Consider the following 15,933-nt stretch of genomic DNA (forward strand, 5'->3'; position numbering starts at 1 on the left):
ATAATTAGGCTACAGGTTTACATTTTTTAGGGTATATATATCCGGTCCACCTTTGATGGGCGGACATCAAGTTTCCTGTACATAATCTCTTTTTATTAAATAATCTTTAATGAATTGTATAGCCTGCGCCTCGTCCGCTCCATCAGCCTGTATATATATTTGGGTTCCAGGTTTTATTCCTAAGTCCATAATATCCATTATGGATTTAGGTGAGTGTTTTAGATTAACAGTTTTTCCTCGATATTTAAGAAAAATATCTGATGTAAATCGATGAGATAAACTTACTAACAAGGTTGCTGGTCTCGCAAATCCTGTTTCCTTAATGATCGTAAATTGTTTTTTAATCATTCTTCACCTCATATGATCATGATTGACACCAATGTAACCTTTAATAAAACCTTTTTAAAAAGCTAAGAGAGGAGGTTTTAAAAGCCTCATTTTTTCTTCAGATTCTCTTCGAAGAAGGACTCAAGCTTGTAAAACGGGATGTACTGCTTTTTGTCGTACAGATCCACATGCCCTGCATTGAGTTTGCCGCCAATTTGTAAGTATCTTCGCTGAAGTACCTGGAGTGGCATTTTCACCTGCGATGAACAGAATAGGATTTTGTAACTAAAATGGACATTGACGTCATTTGAAAAGGAAAAGCATTATTGATTAATGAATCAGCAGTTGTTTATTATTGTAAATAGAAAAATAGTGTGTACAATGGTTAAATTCATGCAATTTGTTGATTATTCAACATTTCAAACGAAATTGTTGATTATCTTAAGAAAGTTTGGTGACCAGCTATGACCAAAGTGGATAGAAGAATAACAAAAAGCCAAGAAGCTATTAAGAGGGCTCTGATTGAGCTGATGACTGAAAAAAGTTTTGATAACATTACAATTAAGGATATTGCTGACAGAGCAAATGTTAATCGAGGAACCATCTATCTTCATTATTTAGATAAATTTGATCTGTTGGATAAAATCATGGAAGAACATATAAATAATATGGGGGATTTTTGTGAATCGGCAGCTGAAATGGATTGGATTGAATCGACTGTACACTGCATGGAATACCTTGAGAGTAATTATTTATTCTTTTCAACGATGTTAGCCAGTGAAGGAGCGCGATATTTTCGCAGCCAGTTCCTTAAGTTTAATATCGAAGAGTTTAAGAAAGATGTCGATATAACGAAAGGAAAAAATCACGGCCAAAGTGAAGATGTCATTGTTGAATTTGTTGCAAATGCTTACGTAGGGGTAGTGGAATGGTGGTTAAAAAACGAAATGCCTTATCCGCCTCGTGTCATGGCAGAAAAAGTGGGGGAATTGTTAGAGAGGATTGTATAATTTATCTACTTCTAGGATTCTCCAAGGAGTTGTCAGTTTGCAAGAGTTAAGCAAAGAAAAATATAATGGCTTGATAACATTGTTTCAAAACAAATGTTGCCCAACATTTGTGTATTCAATATTAGATCAAACGATTCCGGGAGTTGTTTATGTAGATGATCAAACATTGCCTAAATCGTTTTTTATAGGGACTGAATCAGGAATTTATTATATTGCGGGAGAACACGGGAATCAAGAATTTAACGATTTCATTGCTGGATTTTATGAAGCACAATCGAAATCAACAAAAAGATTTACCTTGTTTTCTTCTAGCGATACATGGGATAGAGTAATGAAAACAATACTGAAAGATGAATTGAACCAAATGAAAAGAATGGCATTTTCTTTTCAGCAAAAACCTTCTAAAACGGTTTTGAGACTTCCAAAGGGGCTTATATTGAAAAGAATAGACGAAGACATCATTTCTAACAGCACAGCTTTTAACAGAGCTTATTATAAGGAGTACTGGGATTCTGTCTCACATTTTTCTGCAAATGGCTTTGGATTTGCTGTAGTACATGGCAATCATGTTGTAAGTGAGTGTACCTCTATATTTTTAGGGCATAATCATGCAGAAATGGATATCTATACACTTGAAGAATATAGAGGCATGGGTTTAGCTTACTGTGTTGGAAGTGAATTTATAGAATTTTGTCTGAAAAATGGGATTATTCCTAGTTGGGATTGTGATGTTTATAACAATTCGTCCATCACTTTAGCAACTAAACTAGGCTTTAAGGCAAAAAACGAATATTCTATTTTCTATTCTGGATAACCGTATATAAGCAGTAAAGCAAGATGAACAATTAAAAAAGGGGAGAGTACCGGTGAAAATCAGTCGGATTCTATTGTCAGCGGTGGCCCATATAGAAAGTGATTCGTTTGTAAAAGAAGTTAAAATAGCGGGACGCAGTTGGGGCATAAAACGAGATATAAAATATTCACGAAAAAATGAGAGAAGAGATAAAAACTCTTCTCTATACCTGAGTAATAGGTCATGAATTTATTTTAAGATTCTAGATTCAGTTGCTGGCGAAGTTTTTTCGATAAGTCCTTTCTCGTTTCATCAGTTACAACATGGAACCATAAGTGATCTATTTTTTTATCATCACCTTTTATTTCTATCTGATGAATATTGTTAACGGCTTCTTTATAAGAACGTTGAATATCAATCATTTTATCAAGTGTTAAGTTCGTTTGAATATTTTCTTCTAATGCGGTTAAAATCCCTTGGTAATTTGCTAATGATTTTAATTGTGCACCTTCGTGAATAATTTCGTTAATGATTTCACGCTGCCGCTGCTGCCGCCCAAAATCACCGCGTGGATCTTCTTTTCTCATCCGTGCATATTTAAGAGCGATCTTTCCATCAATGTGCTGTTCCCCTTTTGGTATATGTACGCCTTCAAGGGTGAAAGGGAAATCATTATTCACTTTGATACCGCCAATAGCATCTACAATATCTTTAAAACCTTCCATATTCACTTTGATATAATAGTTGATTGGAATGTTTAAAAATTGTTCGACGGTTTGAACGGTACCTTCAATTCCTTCATAAGTATAGGCTGCGTTTATTTTAATATTGGTATTCTTTGATTGCATAAATACTCTGGTATCACGCGGTATGCTTACCATTGTTGATGTTTTAGTCTCTGGATTTACAGTCAGTACGATCATCGAATCAGTGCGCCCCTTATCACCGGGGCGCTCATCTACTCCCAGCAAAAGAATGGATATAGGATCATGCCCAATACCATCATCTTGTTGCTTGGAATCTCTATGTAGAGGCTCATACATATGATTGACTGATTTTGCTACGTTGCGGTAAATACTGTAGCAAGTCAGGCCTCCAATGGTTAACAAGAGGGCTAGAATAAACAATATAATACTTTGCATTTTCAGTTTCCTTCTCCCAATTTTCACTATCATAATCCTTTCTAAACAAGTTGGTAGATTCCTATACAAGTTGTTATGCACTGTATCTTATGCTTCGTATCTCAGATATTTTTGGAATGAAATTGTGTTAAAAAGGTTAACGGTTCCCTCATAAATAATTCCTTCATCTCTGTGATATTTTTAAGCTAATATAAGATACCTTAATCATGATTTTATTGTTAGACTTTTACTTCAATTGAATCTGAATTGTACCGGTTTTATTGAATCATCAATTGCTTTCATTTCGTAGCCGCTTTCCCGGAAATATTTTAATAATTCTTCTAGATATGCCGCAGTAGTCGGTTTTTCATGCATTAATACAACAAGCGGCTCTTTCCCGACAAGATTGTTTACTTGTTGAATTGTATTTTTTACAAATTCGCCGTGAGAGTACTTCCAGTCCTCTGAGTCTACTGTCCAATCCCATAGATTAAAATGATCGCGCTTAACAACTTCTCTAAATGGGCCGGTAATGTAGGGCTTTGACCCGTAAGGTGCTCTTATCAAATGTGTGTTGATTTTGGTCGTTTCATTGATAAAATCAAGCGTGTCGTTCATTTCTGTAGCAAAGCTTTCAGGGGATTTATAGATTTCGGAAACCTGATGCGTCACGCCATGAGACCCAACAGAGTGACCGCTTTCCACCATTTTTCTCACAAGATCAGGATTTCGCTCGAGATTAGGTTTTAACATAAAAAACGTTCCTTTTGCATTGTATTTATGGAGCAAATCCATAATTTTTTCTGAAGCAGCAGGGTTTGGGCCGTCATCAAAAGTTAAATAGACCACCTTTCCGATTTCAGATGATGATTTTTTTTCTTCCTTTTTTTCTGCTGCATTTTTGTTCTTTTCTTTGTGCATCTGCTCAGAAGCAGCAGCACTTTCTTTTATGGGTTCCTGCTTTGGACCGGCAAGTGCTTTCCAAGAAATGCATAATAAAGCTATACCTAGAATAATCAATATCCCAAAACCTATTTTGCCTATTTGATTCAATTTACGGTCCCTTCTTGGTGAATTTGACACTTTTTCCAACTCCTCAATTGTAGATATCAAAACTAGTTTTTTTAAAACCAGTTACATCGATTAGAAAGTCAATTAAACTCCGGGGCAAAGTTTGATAGAAATGATGCTCTTTTAATATAAAGAGAAGATATCGCAGAAGTTTGATCAACTTGTAAACAAAATGTCAAAAAAGAAGGAAACAGCATATAGACTAGCAGATTGCAATAAAAAACCTTATTTCCGTCTTCAACAGAAATAAGGTTTTAAGCATAAAGCGGCAGATTATTTAAATGTTATGATATAAGAGTGATCATCAAAAAATCGGGCCGATGAACTTTCCATAGCGGAATATGGATTTTGGTTATATACGAGCAGATTGCTGCCATCCGGACTCCAATATATTTCTGATGGATTGGTGCCATGGTATATTGGCTCTGCGAACAGGATATTTTTCCCTTGCAGCTTTCCTGCATACGTATTGTCCTTGTCATATAAAGAGTAAGCAATTTTCTTTCGATCATTTGATATTTTGAAAACCGCTACATTTTCGAGCAGAACAGAAAGCTCACTGTTTCTGAGATCGTATTCATACAAGGTTTCTCCGGTACTTAAAAATACAAACTGGTCATTGTTTAACCAAACAGGTTCGGCATAGCTGTTCTGGCGCTTTTTCTGAACAGTGATGCCATCATCGCTAACGTTCCCCGTCATAATGCGATATTGTTGCCCGTGTAACGCCGTAAGCAGCACCTTGCGTCCATCATCTGAAATAGAAACTGCTGTAAGCGACTCTTTTTCATCCACATTCTTCAATGGATACGTTTTGAGCGTTCCGGAATCTATATTGTATACATTGACTGCAGTCTGGCCATTTTTCGCAGGATCTATGACAAGATAACAAATGGATTTGCTATTATTTGACCATGAAACATCCTGTACAAAGGCATTTTTGTTAGATGCAAAGCTGGCGATTTCCTTTTTGTTTCTGTTCGTCAATGACATCAGATTTAATGTTGTCCTATCCGATGACATTGTTGATCCGACGATGTTCTTTCCATCTGGAGACATCTTTAAGTTGATAGTGTTGCTTTCAATGCTTTTCAGCGTCTCAGGTTTTTCAAAAGGGAAGGAAAGACGCTGAAGCTGATGCGTTTCATGTTCAGTTGTGTCATCTCCTTTGAAAAAACCGACTATAGAGTTCGATGAAGACCATCCAAGCAACTCGTCAGCTTTGGGGAGGCGATATATCTTCTTCACTTGAAAGGAGCCTGACTTTTGATTATCATCAATATGATTCTCTTCCTCGTTTGGAATAATAATCGTTTCCGATTTCTTTCCCACATTATAACTGGATACAAAAATCAAGAAAATCAATAATATGCCTAATAAAATAATAAACTGTTTGTTCTTCATGATGATTTCTCAACCTTCATGTAAGCTAGTTCAATGGTGATATTTGTATGGTTTTCTTTGTAGAACATTTTGATTGTTCCCTCATGTTCCTCAACAATTGTTTTAACTATACTTAAGCCCAAGCCTACACTTCCTTCTTCTGAGACCTTTTGGTTTACCGAATAAAAAGGCTGAAACACTTTTGTGTATTGGTTGTCATCATACGGATCACTTGGATTCTTGAATATAAAAAGAACCTGGTCTCCAATAACGTTAGCCTTAATTATGATATTTGAATTCGATAAACTGTATTTGATCGCATTATCCAGAAGATTAATAAAAAGCTGGCGCAGTCTATTCATTTGACCATAAACATAGAGGCCTTCTTCAATTTCACAGATGATCCTTTTTTTATATCGTTCTGCACGAATTCTCATAGATTCGCATACATCTTTCAAAACGGTTCCAGCATCAATCCTATCGAAATTACGATCTTTAGATGTTTCTCGAGATACCTCAAGAAGTTTTATGACCAAATTGTGCAGGCGCCGGCTTTCATCAACAATATGATTCATTCCTTTATCAAAAAACTTCTGATCCGATTCCCCTTTTTCTTTTATGATCTCGGCGTAGCCTTGAATAGAAGTCAAAGGTGTTTTTAGCTCATGCGTCATATTGTCAAAAAAACGTTTTTCCTGTTCGTTAAGTTCCTTTAACCGATCCCGATCTTTTTCGATGGTTGAAATTTGATCTCTAATTGTGGTAATCATGTCATTGAAATTACTAGTAAGCTGGCCGATTTCATCTTTTCTAGAAAAGTGAATATCAACATCCAGCTTTCCCTTTTTGACTTCTGAGGTGGCCTTTGTCAGCTTGACAATTGGAATTGTGATGTGTCTGGAGAGTATATAAGAGAATAGGAAGGCCGCCACAAAAATAGCAAGTGCGATATAAAAAATAATATTTAAAATCTCTCCGCTTTGTTTGTAAAGCAGATTAAAATCTTTAGAAAAGCGTAATATGCCAACTTTTGCACCATCAATGATAACTGGATAAGAGAAAGACACCTGTGCTTTATTTCGATCATAGGTGATATGGTAAGCATTCTTTCCGTTAACCGCTTTTTTTAGGTCCTCATCACTGCCTTGCGAAAACACCGTTTTATTAGAAGAAGACAACAAAGTGCCATCCACGGTATAAACACCTACATTGCTTCCAGTTGAATGAGTTAAACTCTCCACGATTTCTTCGGCCATATCGCCGAAATAAAGTTCATTGTTTTTATAATGATTGATTAAAAATGCTTGGTTGATATACACGATACTGTTTTTTTTCAATTCTATTAAATCTGAGGTCACAATTTTTTCATTACTAGACCAAATGACGCTTTTGACCGTTTGATTAAGCACGAGGAAAGAGAGAGAGAAAATCAGAAAAAAACCAATAATGAATTTACCCTTGATGGTCCGAAACACTCTCTACTCCTCCTGCTTCTCAAATTTATATCCGATGCCAAACACTGTCTTAATCAAGTCACTTGCATCCAGTTTTTTACGGAGTCTTTGAATATGAGTATCTACCGTACGTGTATCCCCGGCAAAATCGTATCCCCAGACGAATTCCAACAGCTCTGAACGTGTAAAGATTTTCCCCCGATGGTCAATCAACGTCTTAAGCAGATCAAATTCTTTAGGAGTCAAATCAACAATGATCCCGTCTTTTTTAACTAATCTCTCATCTGGGGTGATCACAATATTCTTAAACTGAATATGATCCTCATTAGACGTTCCTCGGTCGTTTACGTGGTTAGCTTGTTCAAGGCGCCTAAGTATCGTACGAATTCTGGCGATAACCTCGCGCAAGTCAAATGGCTTTGTAATATAATCATCAGCCCCAAATTCCAACCCAAGTACTTTATCAGTGATGTCTGACTTTGCGGTGATCATAAGTATAGGGATATTATATTGATGGGTTACTTTTTTACAGATATCCAATCCGCTGCAATCTGGCAGCATCCAATCGAGCAGCAGAAGATCGGGTTTGAATTGGTCTAGTTGTTTCATCCCTAAATCTCCGTTAGCCTCAGTACACGTGTGGAAACCTTCTTGCGTAAGTCCGTATGAAAGCAGATCAGCTATTGCTTCGTCATCTTCGATAATAAGTATTTTAGTTTTATTCATTATTTCATTCATTCCCTATTTCATCATTATATTTATTTATTATATGTCTTAGTTTACAATATCAATTTATTATAGCATCCTTTCAATAGAGTTTAACTTCAGATCATACAACACTTGGAGATTGTGGGGAATCATTGCCTGCAAAGAAAAACTTCGCTTCAAACTCCAAATGAAATTAAAGATTGAAAGAGACAGAAATTCTGGATAAAAAGATGTTTATTTCTGTCCCATATCATGCATTCATTGATTATATAATTAAAGGATACGGCATCAACGCTCATCGTTCAGCATTACTCCTATGACAATCCGCATTTATAGATATCAAGAATAAAGAGTTGAAAAGAAAACTATATCTTTATGCAAATAGCCAACATGACCTTGAACTTGTATGGAATAATTCGGAAAAACTATCTTTGGAAATTATATAGCTAATAATCTTATAAAAAATGATTTGTATTTCATAGAGTAAAACTATTAGTTATACCCTTGTGGAAATGGCGGAAGGAAATGGACAGGCGCTTACTTTAACAGACATGGCACCAAGGACATGTGCATAATCAGTGGTTTATTTATAAGTGGAGGTAATGAATGATTTCAAACGCTTGAAATATTTAGGGAGGAGTGAGCTTTTTAATAAGCACTCCTCCACTCTCCATCAAAAAGTTAATAGCAGCAAATAAATTAAAAATCTGTTTATTTAATTTGCCTTTTTAGCTAACTTATTGTTCATCAATCCGAACTTCCCGCCTACCGCTTCTTTCACTTCATGAATAACGATAAAGGAGTTTGGATCAATGTCTTGAACACTCTTTTTAATTTTTAGCAGCTCGTTCTTTTTAATGACAACATAGATAATACGTTTATCCTTATTAGCATAATAACCATATCCATAAAATATAGTTGCGGCGCTGCCGAACTCACTAGTAATGAACTGTGCAATTTTTTCATATTGATCTGACATAATGGTCATAGCTTTCTTATTATGAAAACCTTCAATCATTATATCGACGATCTTGACGCACAAATAAACAAAAATAAACGTGTATAATGTGTTATTAATTCCCACAGCAAATATGGAGGCAAATATAATGAAGCTATCCATATAGAATAAGCTTTTTGAAATACTATACCCTTTAGTATAATTTAATAAATAAGCCATAAGAGTGGTTCCTCCGGTAGAACCATCTGCAATAAAAATCATGGCGAGCCCTGCCCCCATTAATAAAGCTCCAAACACAATACCTAAAATGATGTCATGGATGGCAAATGGAATAAAGCTTACAATCTTAAGGAAAACAGACGTCATAATGGCCCCGAATGTGGTATAAAGGATCGTTTTCTTTGTTAAGAATTTATAAGCTGCAGCTATAAAAACAAGGTTTATTAGAAACGTACTTATACTTGTTGGTATATGAAATAGATAATATAAAACTAAAGCAATACCAACTGTGCTTCCATCACCTAATTTATTTGGAATAACAAAAAACTCAATAGATGCAGCAATTAGAAATGTTCCAATGATAATTAAAAGGACATCTTTGTAAATATTTTTCATTATAAAAACCTCCTTTTCTATAGGATTTGCATAAAAAATAATAAAAAACGTCTCAGATATTGTTATGTTAAAAACATAATCAATTTCTAAGACGAAAGAATTACGATACTTATTTATTTCTCTACTTTCCTCAAAATAATTTATTCAATTAAAAGTACATCTTAAAAAATCATTTGAGAGGATTGCTCGATATCCCCGATGATTATATAAATTTCCCTGATTGATGTCAATATTAATTGTAAATAGATTATTAGTACACACGTAATCAAAATTTATATAGTTTTTCGCTGTATAAGCTATATGTTGCTTCGATCGTGATCAGATGTGAATACGGTTATGAATAGGAGTTAAAGCAGATTATCATTATATTTTAATATTATATTGTTTTATCTTGTTATAAAGACTCACCCTTGAAATCCCAAGTATTTTTGCTGCAGCACTTTTATTTCCATATGTTTCTTTTAAAACTTCCCTGATCTTATCTTTTTCTAATAAAGCTTTCTCATGGGCTAGTCCTTCTTTATTTATATTTTTATCTATGGTCACCACAGGAAACACATTTTTAATATCCTCAGCGCTAATATTTAGTTTATCCGTAAATATAATCATTCTTTCTACTACATTCCTAAGTTCTCTAACATTCCCAGGCCATCTATAGCTTGTAAACAATTCCATTGCGCTATCCATTAAAGCCGGTGTTTCTTTTTGATATTTTGTTGAATATTCTTGTGCAAAGTTTTTAACCAATAGAGAAATATCTTCATTTCTATCTCGGAGAGGAGGAATATTTAGAGTAACAACATTTAAACGATAATATAGGTCTTCACGAAATGCTCCTTTTTTGACCATTTCCTCTAGGTGGCTATTAGTTGCCGCAACAATTCTGATATCAACTTTTATGGCCGTATTTCCTCCTATCCGATACACTTCTCTCTCTTGCAATATCCTTAATAATTTTACTTGCATATCGAGCGGCAGCATGCCAATCTCATCTAAAAATAAAGTGCCGCCATCAGCCATTTCTACTTTCCCTTGTTTTCCAGATTTGTGGGCACCAGTAAAAGACCCTTTTTCATAGCCGAAAAATTCACTTTCAAAAAGGGCTTCTGGGATCGCACCGCAGTTAATTGGAATAAATGGTTGCTCCTTTCTTAAACTGGCTTCATGGATGCCTTGGGCAAAAAGTTCTTTTCCAACTCCACTTTCCCCATAAATTAAAACCGTAGCATCAGTTTTTGCCACCTTCAACGCCAATCCCTTTGCATTTTGTATAGCAGCACTATGTCCTTTTATTTCAGATAAAGGATCTAAATGTTTTTGTAATTTATATTGCTGCTTTATTTTCTGTAGCTCCGTAGTCCGCAATGTCAATTTTTCGTTTAACATTACAATATTTGTTATATCTTGATCTATTGAAATGGCTCCTATTAATTCTTGCTTTTCATCGAAAATAGGGGAAGAGCTTATTAATACATGTTTATCAGGCCTAGGCTGATGATAGACATTAAAGACCGGTTTATTGGTTTCAAGTATTTCTAACAGTTTCAAATCCTCTTTTTTGAAAAAATCACTAATCTTCTTATTTTTGATATCTTCAAGCGGTATCCCGTACATTTCCTGTGCATGTGAATTCCAATAAACTACTTTTCCGGACGAATTGATAATTGTAATCGCATCAGAGCTGGTTTCTATTAATGTATTCAAATAATAGAGCAAATGCTCGTTTGATATATCTTTCATGGCATACATCCTTTTGAGGAAATGGTTGTAAAGTGTAAATGTCACTTTGTTTACAATAATGTAAAGTTAATTAACGATTTTATTGTAATCAATTGGCGAAAGAGTTGCAATTACGCTACTAATAACAATACTTAAAATTGGCACAATATTTGCATTATTAATTGATATCCTTTTAAATTTGTAAATTGGAGGTTATCGATTAATGGAATTACTGCAAAGTTATATTGAGACTATTGATGCTCATACCATGGGAGAAGCAGCAAGAATAGTAGTAGGGGGAATACCAAAGATCCAAGGTAAGTCCATGATGGAAAAAAAGCATTTTATGATAGCTAGAATGGATCATATCCGTAAACTTCTTATGCATGAACCAAGGGGGCATCTCAATATGTTTGGAGCCATCTTAACTGAGCCGTGTCATTCAAAATGCGACCTGGGTGTTTTATTTATGGATAGCGGCAGTTATTTGAATATGTGCGGTCATGGAACGATTGCATCTATTACGATTGCTATTAATAATGGCCTAATTGACAGAAAGGACAAAGTTTTACTTGATACGCCTTCTGGAATAGTTGAGTGCCATGTAGTCTACGAGAAAGAAAAAGTGAAAGAAGTATCTTTCATTAATGTTCCAGCATTTTTATTAGAAAAGGATATAAGCGTATACGTTGAAGACATTGGCTATTTAACGATAGATGTAGCCTTTGGAGGAAGTTTTTTTGCAATAGTCGATGCCGAACAGTTAAGTCTCGAACTTAACATTGAAGAACAAGACAAAATAGCACCGCTCGGTATGGCCATTAGAAGGGCTGCAAATGAACAATTAAACATCAGGCATCCTGACATACCAGAAATAAATAAAATTGATCTCGTCGAATTTAGTTTAGAGTTAGGCAAGAATCATTATAAGAATGCAGTTGTGTTTGGAGATGGACAAATCGACAGGTCCCCTTGTGGAACAGGTACATGCGCCAAGCTATCAACATTAGAGCTTAAACCAGGTGAGTACATCATTCAGGAAAGCATCATTGGCTCCAAGTTTAAAGGCACAGTAATTGATTATACGAAGGTTGGGGATTTTAGAGCTATCATACCTAAAATTACTGGAGCTGCGTGGATGACTGGTATTCACAAGTTCTCATTGGAGGCAACTGATCCGTATAAGGAAGGCTTTTTATTTAAATAGGTAAATTGTTTATCGCTGGTGTCACGAGTTTAAATGGGGGACTCACAAAAGATTTTTTGTTATTGCCTTCTCAAAATAAATTGCTTAATAACTGTGCAAAACGTTGGGGCTAGCTTGGAGCGCAGTCTGTTGTTGCCGGTACAATTATTGAAGAAATGGTTGTAAGGCAAGGCATTAAATGCTCAGGGTATTTCTGCAACGATTGACAATCTGGGTGTATTTGTTTTTGACAAACAGGAAGCAATTAAGGCGCAAAAACAGATATCGGAACACATGACCACAAAATTTCCTTTATAGGATGATAAAACTACTATTTTTAGATTCCGTTTCAATCATTTCCATTACCTCAGTCTTTTGTTTTTGGATCATTATCGGTAATAGAAAATACTGATTTATCTTTTAGATAGAGAATATAGATTTATTTCGACAGAGGGGGAATAATAATGAAGAAAAGCCTGCCTTTTTCACAGGTTCTTGCAATCGGATTGATGCTTTTTTCCATGTTTTTAGGTGCAGGAAACGTCATTTTTGCTCCGATGGTAGGTCAACAAGCAGGAACAAATACTTGGATTGCAATGAGTGGATTCTTAATAACTGGAGTTGGGCTGGTTCTGCTTGCAATTATTGCTTTAACTCGCGGAGGAGGAACTGTCGAAAAACTTGCAGAGAGAGTACATCCGCTTTTTGCCTCAATATTCGTATTATTGCTTTTCCTTATGCTCGGTCCTATTTACGTTATTCCGCGGACAAACTCTGTCTTATACGAAATTGCTATAAATCCATTAGTTGATACAAAAACGAATACAAGTATTTATTTACTTATTTTCTCTTTTGTATTTACTTTTCTAACAATCATTCTCTCATGGAATACAACAAAGTTTGTGGGCCGGCTAGGTAAGATTATCACGCCAGTATTTTCAATATTAATAATCATTTTAATTTCAAAATCGCTTATTACCCCTATGGGAAGTATAGGTGAGCCTCAGAAAGAGTATATGAGCGGAGTTTTTTTAAAAGGAGTAACTGAAGGATATTATACAATGGATGTTCTCGCAGCTTTTGTTTTTGGAGGGATATTCATTAAAAGTATCAGTTCCTTAGGTATTAGTTGTGAAAAGGAAGTATCCACTTTATTTATTAAAGCGGGGATTATCACAATAATTGGTTTAGTCGCTTTGCAAATTTCAATGGCATGGATAGGAGCTTCTAGTGTGGAGGCGATTGGTTTTAAAGAAAATGGCGGAGAAGTGTTAGCACAGAGCGCGATTACTCTATTTGGCCCGTTTGGAATTTGCATCATTGGAACCGTTATTTTTTTAACGGGGATTACAACCAATATTGCCTGTTTAGCAGCTGTATCTGAGTATTTCGAAAGGATTGTCCCTTCGGTCTCGTATAAAAAATGGTTGATCATATTTTCTATTTTAAGTTTTGTTATTACAAACTTTGGTCTCAGTACTATACTGACATTCACATTTCCAATACTATTATTACTCTATCCTATAGCGATTGCCTTGATTGTATTAATTTTCACAAATAATTTGTTTAGCGGTCATAGATCAGTTTATATAGCTACAGTAATTGGTGTAGGATTTGTCGCAATCCTCGATGCCCTAAAGGAAGTGAATTTTTTAACAGAAGTCGTCAATCATATCTTTGGATTTATTCCGTTATTTGAAAATGGAGTAGGATGGATGACTACAGGCTTGATAGGATTTATTATAGGGCTGCTAGCCGCAAAAGCAAGAAAAGAACCGGCCATTTTGATTAATAAACCGGGAAGAGAGATCACTAAAATTTAAGTAACACCTTATGCAAATCGAATATGCTCGTAAAAGGCAGCAGAGGGATAAATTCAATACAGGGAATGGTGCTTTGGAGTGTAAGCCATAAAGTAACTAAACGTGTAACCTGGTTCAGTATTGATTTGTAAAATGTTTAGGGAACAAGCCGATTTTTAAAATTGCCTTGTTTTTTTATAAGTTTATTACTGTGAATAGGGCAGCATTTTTTTAACCGAAACCTTGGTTTATCTTTTTTCGAAAATGTTTTCAAGCGGAAAAATGGTGAAGAATTTGGAGCGTAAACATCCAGATTAAAAAAAATTATTGGAGACTTACAATTATAAGTTTTTGGCATTGGGGATGATTTGTCCGATAGCCCCAACAGATGTCGTGTGTTTTTTATCAGCAGCCGTTGGGTTAAAGTATCGTGTTTACATTTTAACTGTAATTATTACGAATATCCCTCTATTAATATTTTCTAGCTTTATTGTGATCAACTTCAGTGAGTCTTTAGTGGGTACTGTATTAGTTATCGTATCATTTGTTTTGATTTCTTTTGTATCCATTAAAATGTGGAACATTCTTAAGCAGAAGCAAAGGGTGTAGGGATAAACTATAGATCGTATATGACGTGATGTTCAGTAAATACAGGAGCGCAATAAAGAAAGGATATATGAAAGAAGATACCATGCAAAACTGGTATCTTTTTTATGTGAGTTTTTCTAGAGTATCCTGTACATTCCAGCAATGACAGTAACTTAATACTATATCGAATCTATTTGAGGAAACTGATTGATGATATATTGCTTGAAGTTTTCAGTGACAGGTGATAGATACTTCCCTTCAATCCAAGAAATACCGACTACACGCTCAAACCTTGGCCAACTAATACGTACCTTTACGATATTTGTTTGGTCTAAGCCTTTAAAATCAGGAAGAATTGAAACGCCAAGACCCGCTGCAACAAAACCTGCGATTGTAGCAGCTTCTTCACCTTCAAATACAATGTTTGGGGTAATATTAACCTGTTCAAAAATATGATCTATTGTCACTCGAAGAGCGAAACCTTCTTTCATTAAAACAAAAGGCTCATTAGCAATTTCGTTTAACGTAATATCCTCACGAGTAGCTAACACATGATTTTTTGGCAAAAATAAAAAGAGCTCCTCCTTCCATAAGGGTTTCCACATTATATTTGATTCGGCTGGAAAAGAAGCAAGTAGGCAGAGATCAAGTTCACCTGATTTTAGTTTATCTAAAAGCAAATTAGAGTGAGACTGGTTTAGTTGAAAATGAACTTTTGGGTAATTATTTTTAAATGTTCCAATTAAATGTGGGACGATTGTTGTACCCAGGGTATGTAAAAAGCCTAAAGACACTTCACCTTGATCCGGTTTTAAAAGAGATTGAATTGCTTCCTTTCCTTCAGTAAATTCTTTAATTATGGAATCAACCCTCTTGAGGAATATTTCCCCATACTTATTTAATTTAATGGACCGGCCTTGTCTATCAAAAAGCGGAACACCTAAATGATTTTCTAATCTAACAATAGATCGAGAAAGTGCTGGCTGTGTAATTGATAAAGTTTCAGCAGCTTTCGTTACATGCTGTATACGAGCAAGAGTTTGGAAGTACTCTAATTGTTCCCATTCCATTAAAAAAATCCTCTCTTTTTATAAATCATTACATAAATGAATTAAAATCATATTTATTATGCATTATACATCATAATTTATGAGTGTTATGATAAATTCATCGGCAAAATAAATAAAATTTTATATAA

Annotated in this window: 13 protein-coding genes; 4 read left to right on the forward strand and 9 right to left on the reverse strand. The window is 35.1% G+C overall.

What is annotated here, in order from left to right; all coding sequences use genetic code 11:
- Positions 1–66: 66 nt before the first annotated feature.
- On the reverse strand, positions 67–348 hold the full coding sequence (locus M1M80_RS02865) for an HPr family phosphocarrier protein (protein WP_060397985.1): 282 nt from the start codon (positions 346–348) through the stop codon (positions 67–69).
- A gap of 443 nt (positions 349–791) precedes the next feature.
- Here M1M80_RS02865 and M1M80_RS02875 point away from each other — a divergent pair, with 443 nt between their 5' ends.
- Together M1M80_RS02875 and M1M80_RS02880 are read left to right on the forward strand one after the other, a co-directional pair.
- A complete protein-coding gene (locus M1M80_RS02875) occupies positions 792–1,337 on the forward strand; it encodes a TetR/AcrR family transcriptional regulator (protein WP_060397986.1) in 546 nt (181 codons plus the stop codon).
- 37 nt (positions 1,338–1,374) lie between these two features.
- A complete protein-coding gene (locus M1M80_RS02880) occupies positions 1,375–2,151 on the forward strand; it encodes a GNAT family N-acetyltransferase (RefSeq protein WP_060397987.1) in 777 nt (258 codons plus the stop codon).
- A 233-nt stretch (positions 2,152–2,384) separates the two neighbouring features.
- Here M1M80_RS02880 and M1M80_RS02885 read toward each other — a convergent pair whose 3' ends face one another.
- From M1M80_RS02885 to M1M80_RS02915, 7 genes are all read right to left on the reverse strand, one after another.
- Complete coding sequence (locus M1M80_RS02885; protein WP_080428961.1) at positions 2,385–3,272, reverse strand: LCP family glycopolymer transferase; 888 nt, start codon at positions 3,270–3,272, stop codon at positions 2,385–2,387.
- Between the two features lie 231 nt (positions 3,273–3,503).
- Positions 3,504–4,334 carry a polysaccharide deacetylase family protein gene (locus tag M1M80_RS02890; protein ID WP_060397988.1) on the reverse strand — a complete coding sequence of 277 codons (831 nt, stop codon included), beginning with the start codon at positions 4,332–4,334 and terminating at the stop codon, positions 3,504–3,506.
- A gap of 261 nt (positions 4,335–4,595) precedes the next feature.
- Complete coding sequence (locus tag M1M80_RS02895) at positions 4,596–5,732, reverse strand: TolB-like translocation protein (RefSeq protein WP_080428962.1); 1,137 nt, start codon at positions 5,730–5,732, stop codon at positions 4,596–4,598.
- A complete protein-coding gene (locus M1M80_RS02900) occupies positions 5,723–7,180 on the reverse strand; it encodes a sensor histidine kinase (protein ID WP_060397990.1) in 1,458 nt (485 codons plus the stop codon). Before M1M80_RS02900 ends, M1M80_RS02895 begins: the two co-directional genes overlap by 10 nt.
- A gap of 3 nt (positions 7,181–7,183) precedes the next feature.
- Entirely contained in the window at positions 7,184–7,885 is a 702-nt protein-coding gene (locus M1M80_RS02905; RefSeq protein WP_060397991.1) for a response regulator transcription factor, read from the reverse strand.
- A 697-nt stretch (positions 7,886–8,582) separates the two neighbouring features.
- The gene (locus M1M80_RS02910) at positions 8,583–9,440 is read right to left on the reverse strand and encodes a YitT family protein (protein ID WP_003240507.1); all 858 of its coding nucleotides are present in this window, start codon (positions 9,438–9,440) and stop codon (positions 8,583–8,585) included.
- Between the two features lie 363 nt (positions 9,441–9,803).
- Complete coding sequence (locus M1M80_RS02915) at positions 9,804–11,180, reverse strand: sigma-54 interaction domain-containing protein (protein ID WP_003240509.1); 1,377 nt, start codon at positions 11,178–11,180, stop codon at positions 9,804–9,806.
- 202 nt (positions 11,181–11,382) lie between these two features.
- Here M1M80_RS02915 and M1M80_RS02920 point away from each other — a divergent pair, with 202 nt between their 5' ends.
- Both M1M80_RS02920 and brnQ read left to right on the forward strand, forming a co-directional pair.
- The gene (locus tag M1M80_RS02920) at positions 11,383–12,366 is read left to right on the forward strand and encodes a proline racemase family protein (protein ID WP_003240511.1); all 984 of its coding nucleotides are present in this window, start codon (positions 11,383–11,385) and stop codon (positions 12,364–12,366) included.
- Between the two features lie 443 nt (positions 12,367–12,809).
- Positions 12,810–14,168: a branched-chain amino acid transport system II carrier protein gene (gene brnQ / locus M1M80_RS02925; protein ID WP_060397992.1), complete on the forward strand. Its 1,359-nt coding sequence runs from the start codon at positions 12,810–12,812 to the stop codon at positions 14,166–14,168.
- A 746-nt stretch (positions 14,169–14,914) separates the two neighbouring features.
- Here brnQ and M1M80_RS02930 read toward each other — a convergent pair.
- Positions 14,915–15,805: a LysR family transcriptional regulator gene (locus tag M1M80_RS02930; protein ID WP_003240517.1), complete on the reverse strand. Its 891-nt coding sequence runs from the start codon at positions 15,803–15,805 to the stop codon at positions 14,915–14,917.
- Between the last annotated feature and the right edge of the window lie 128 nt (positions 15,806–15,933).

It is taken from the genome of Bacillus inaquosorum, assembly GCF_023238325.1.
GTDB classification, from domain to species: Bacteria; Bacillota; Bacilli; order Bacillales; family Bacillaceae; genus Bacillus; species Bacillus inaquosorum.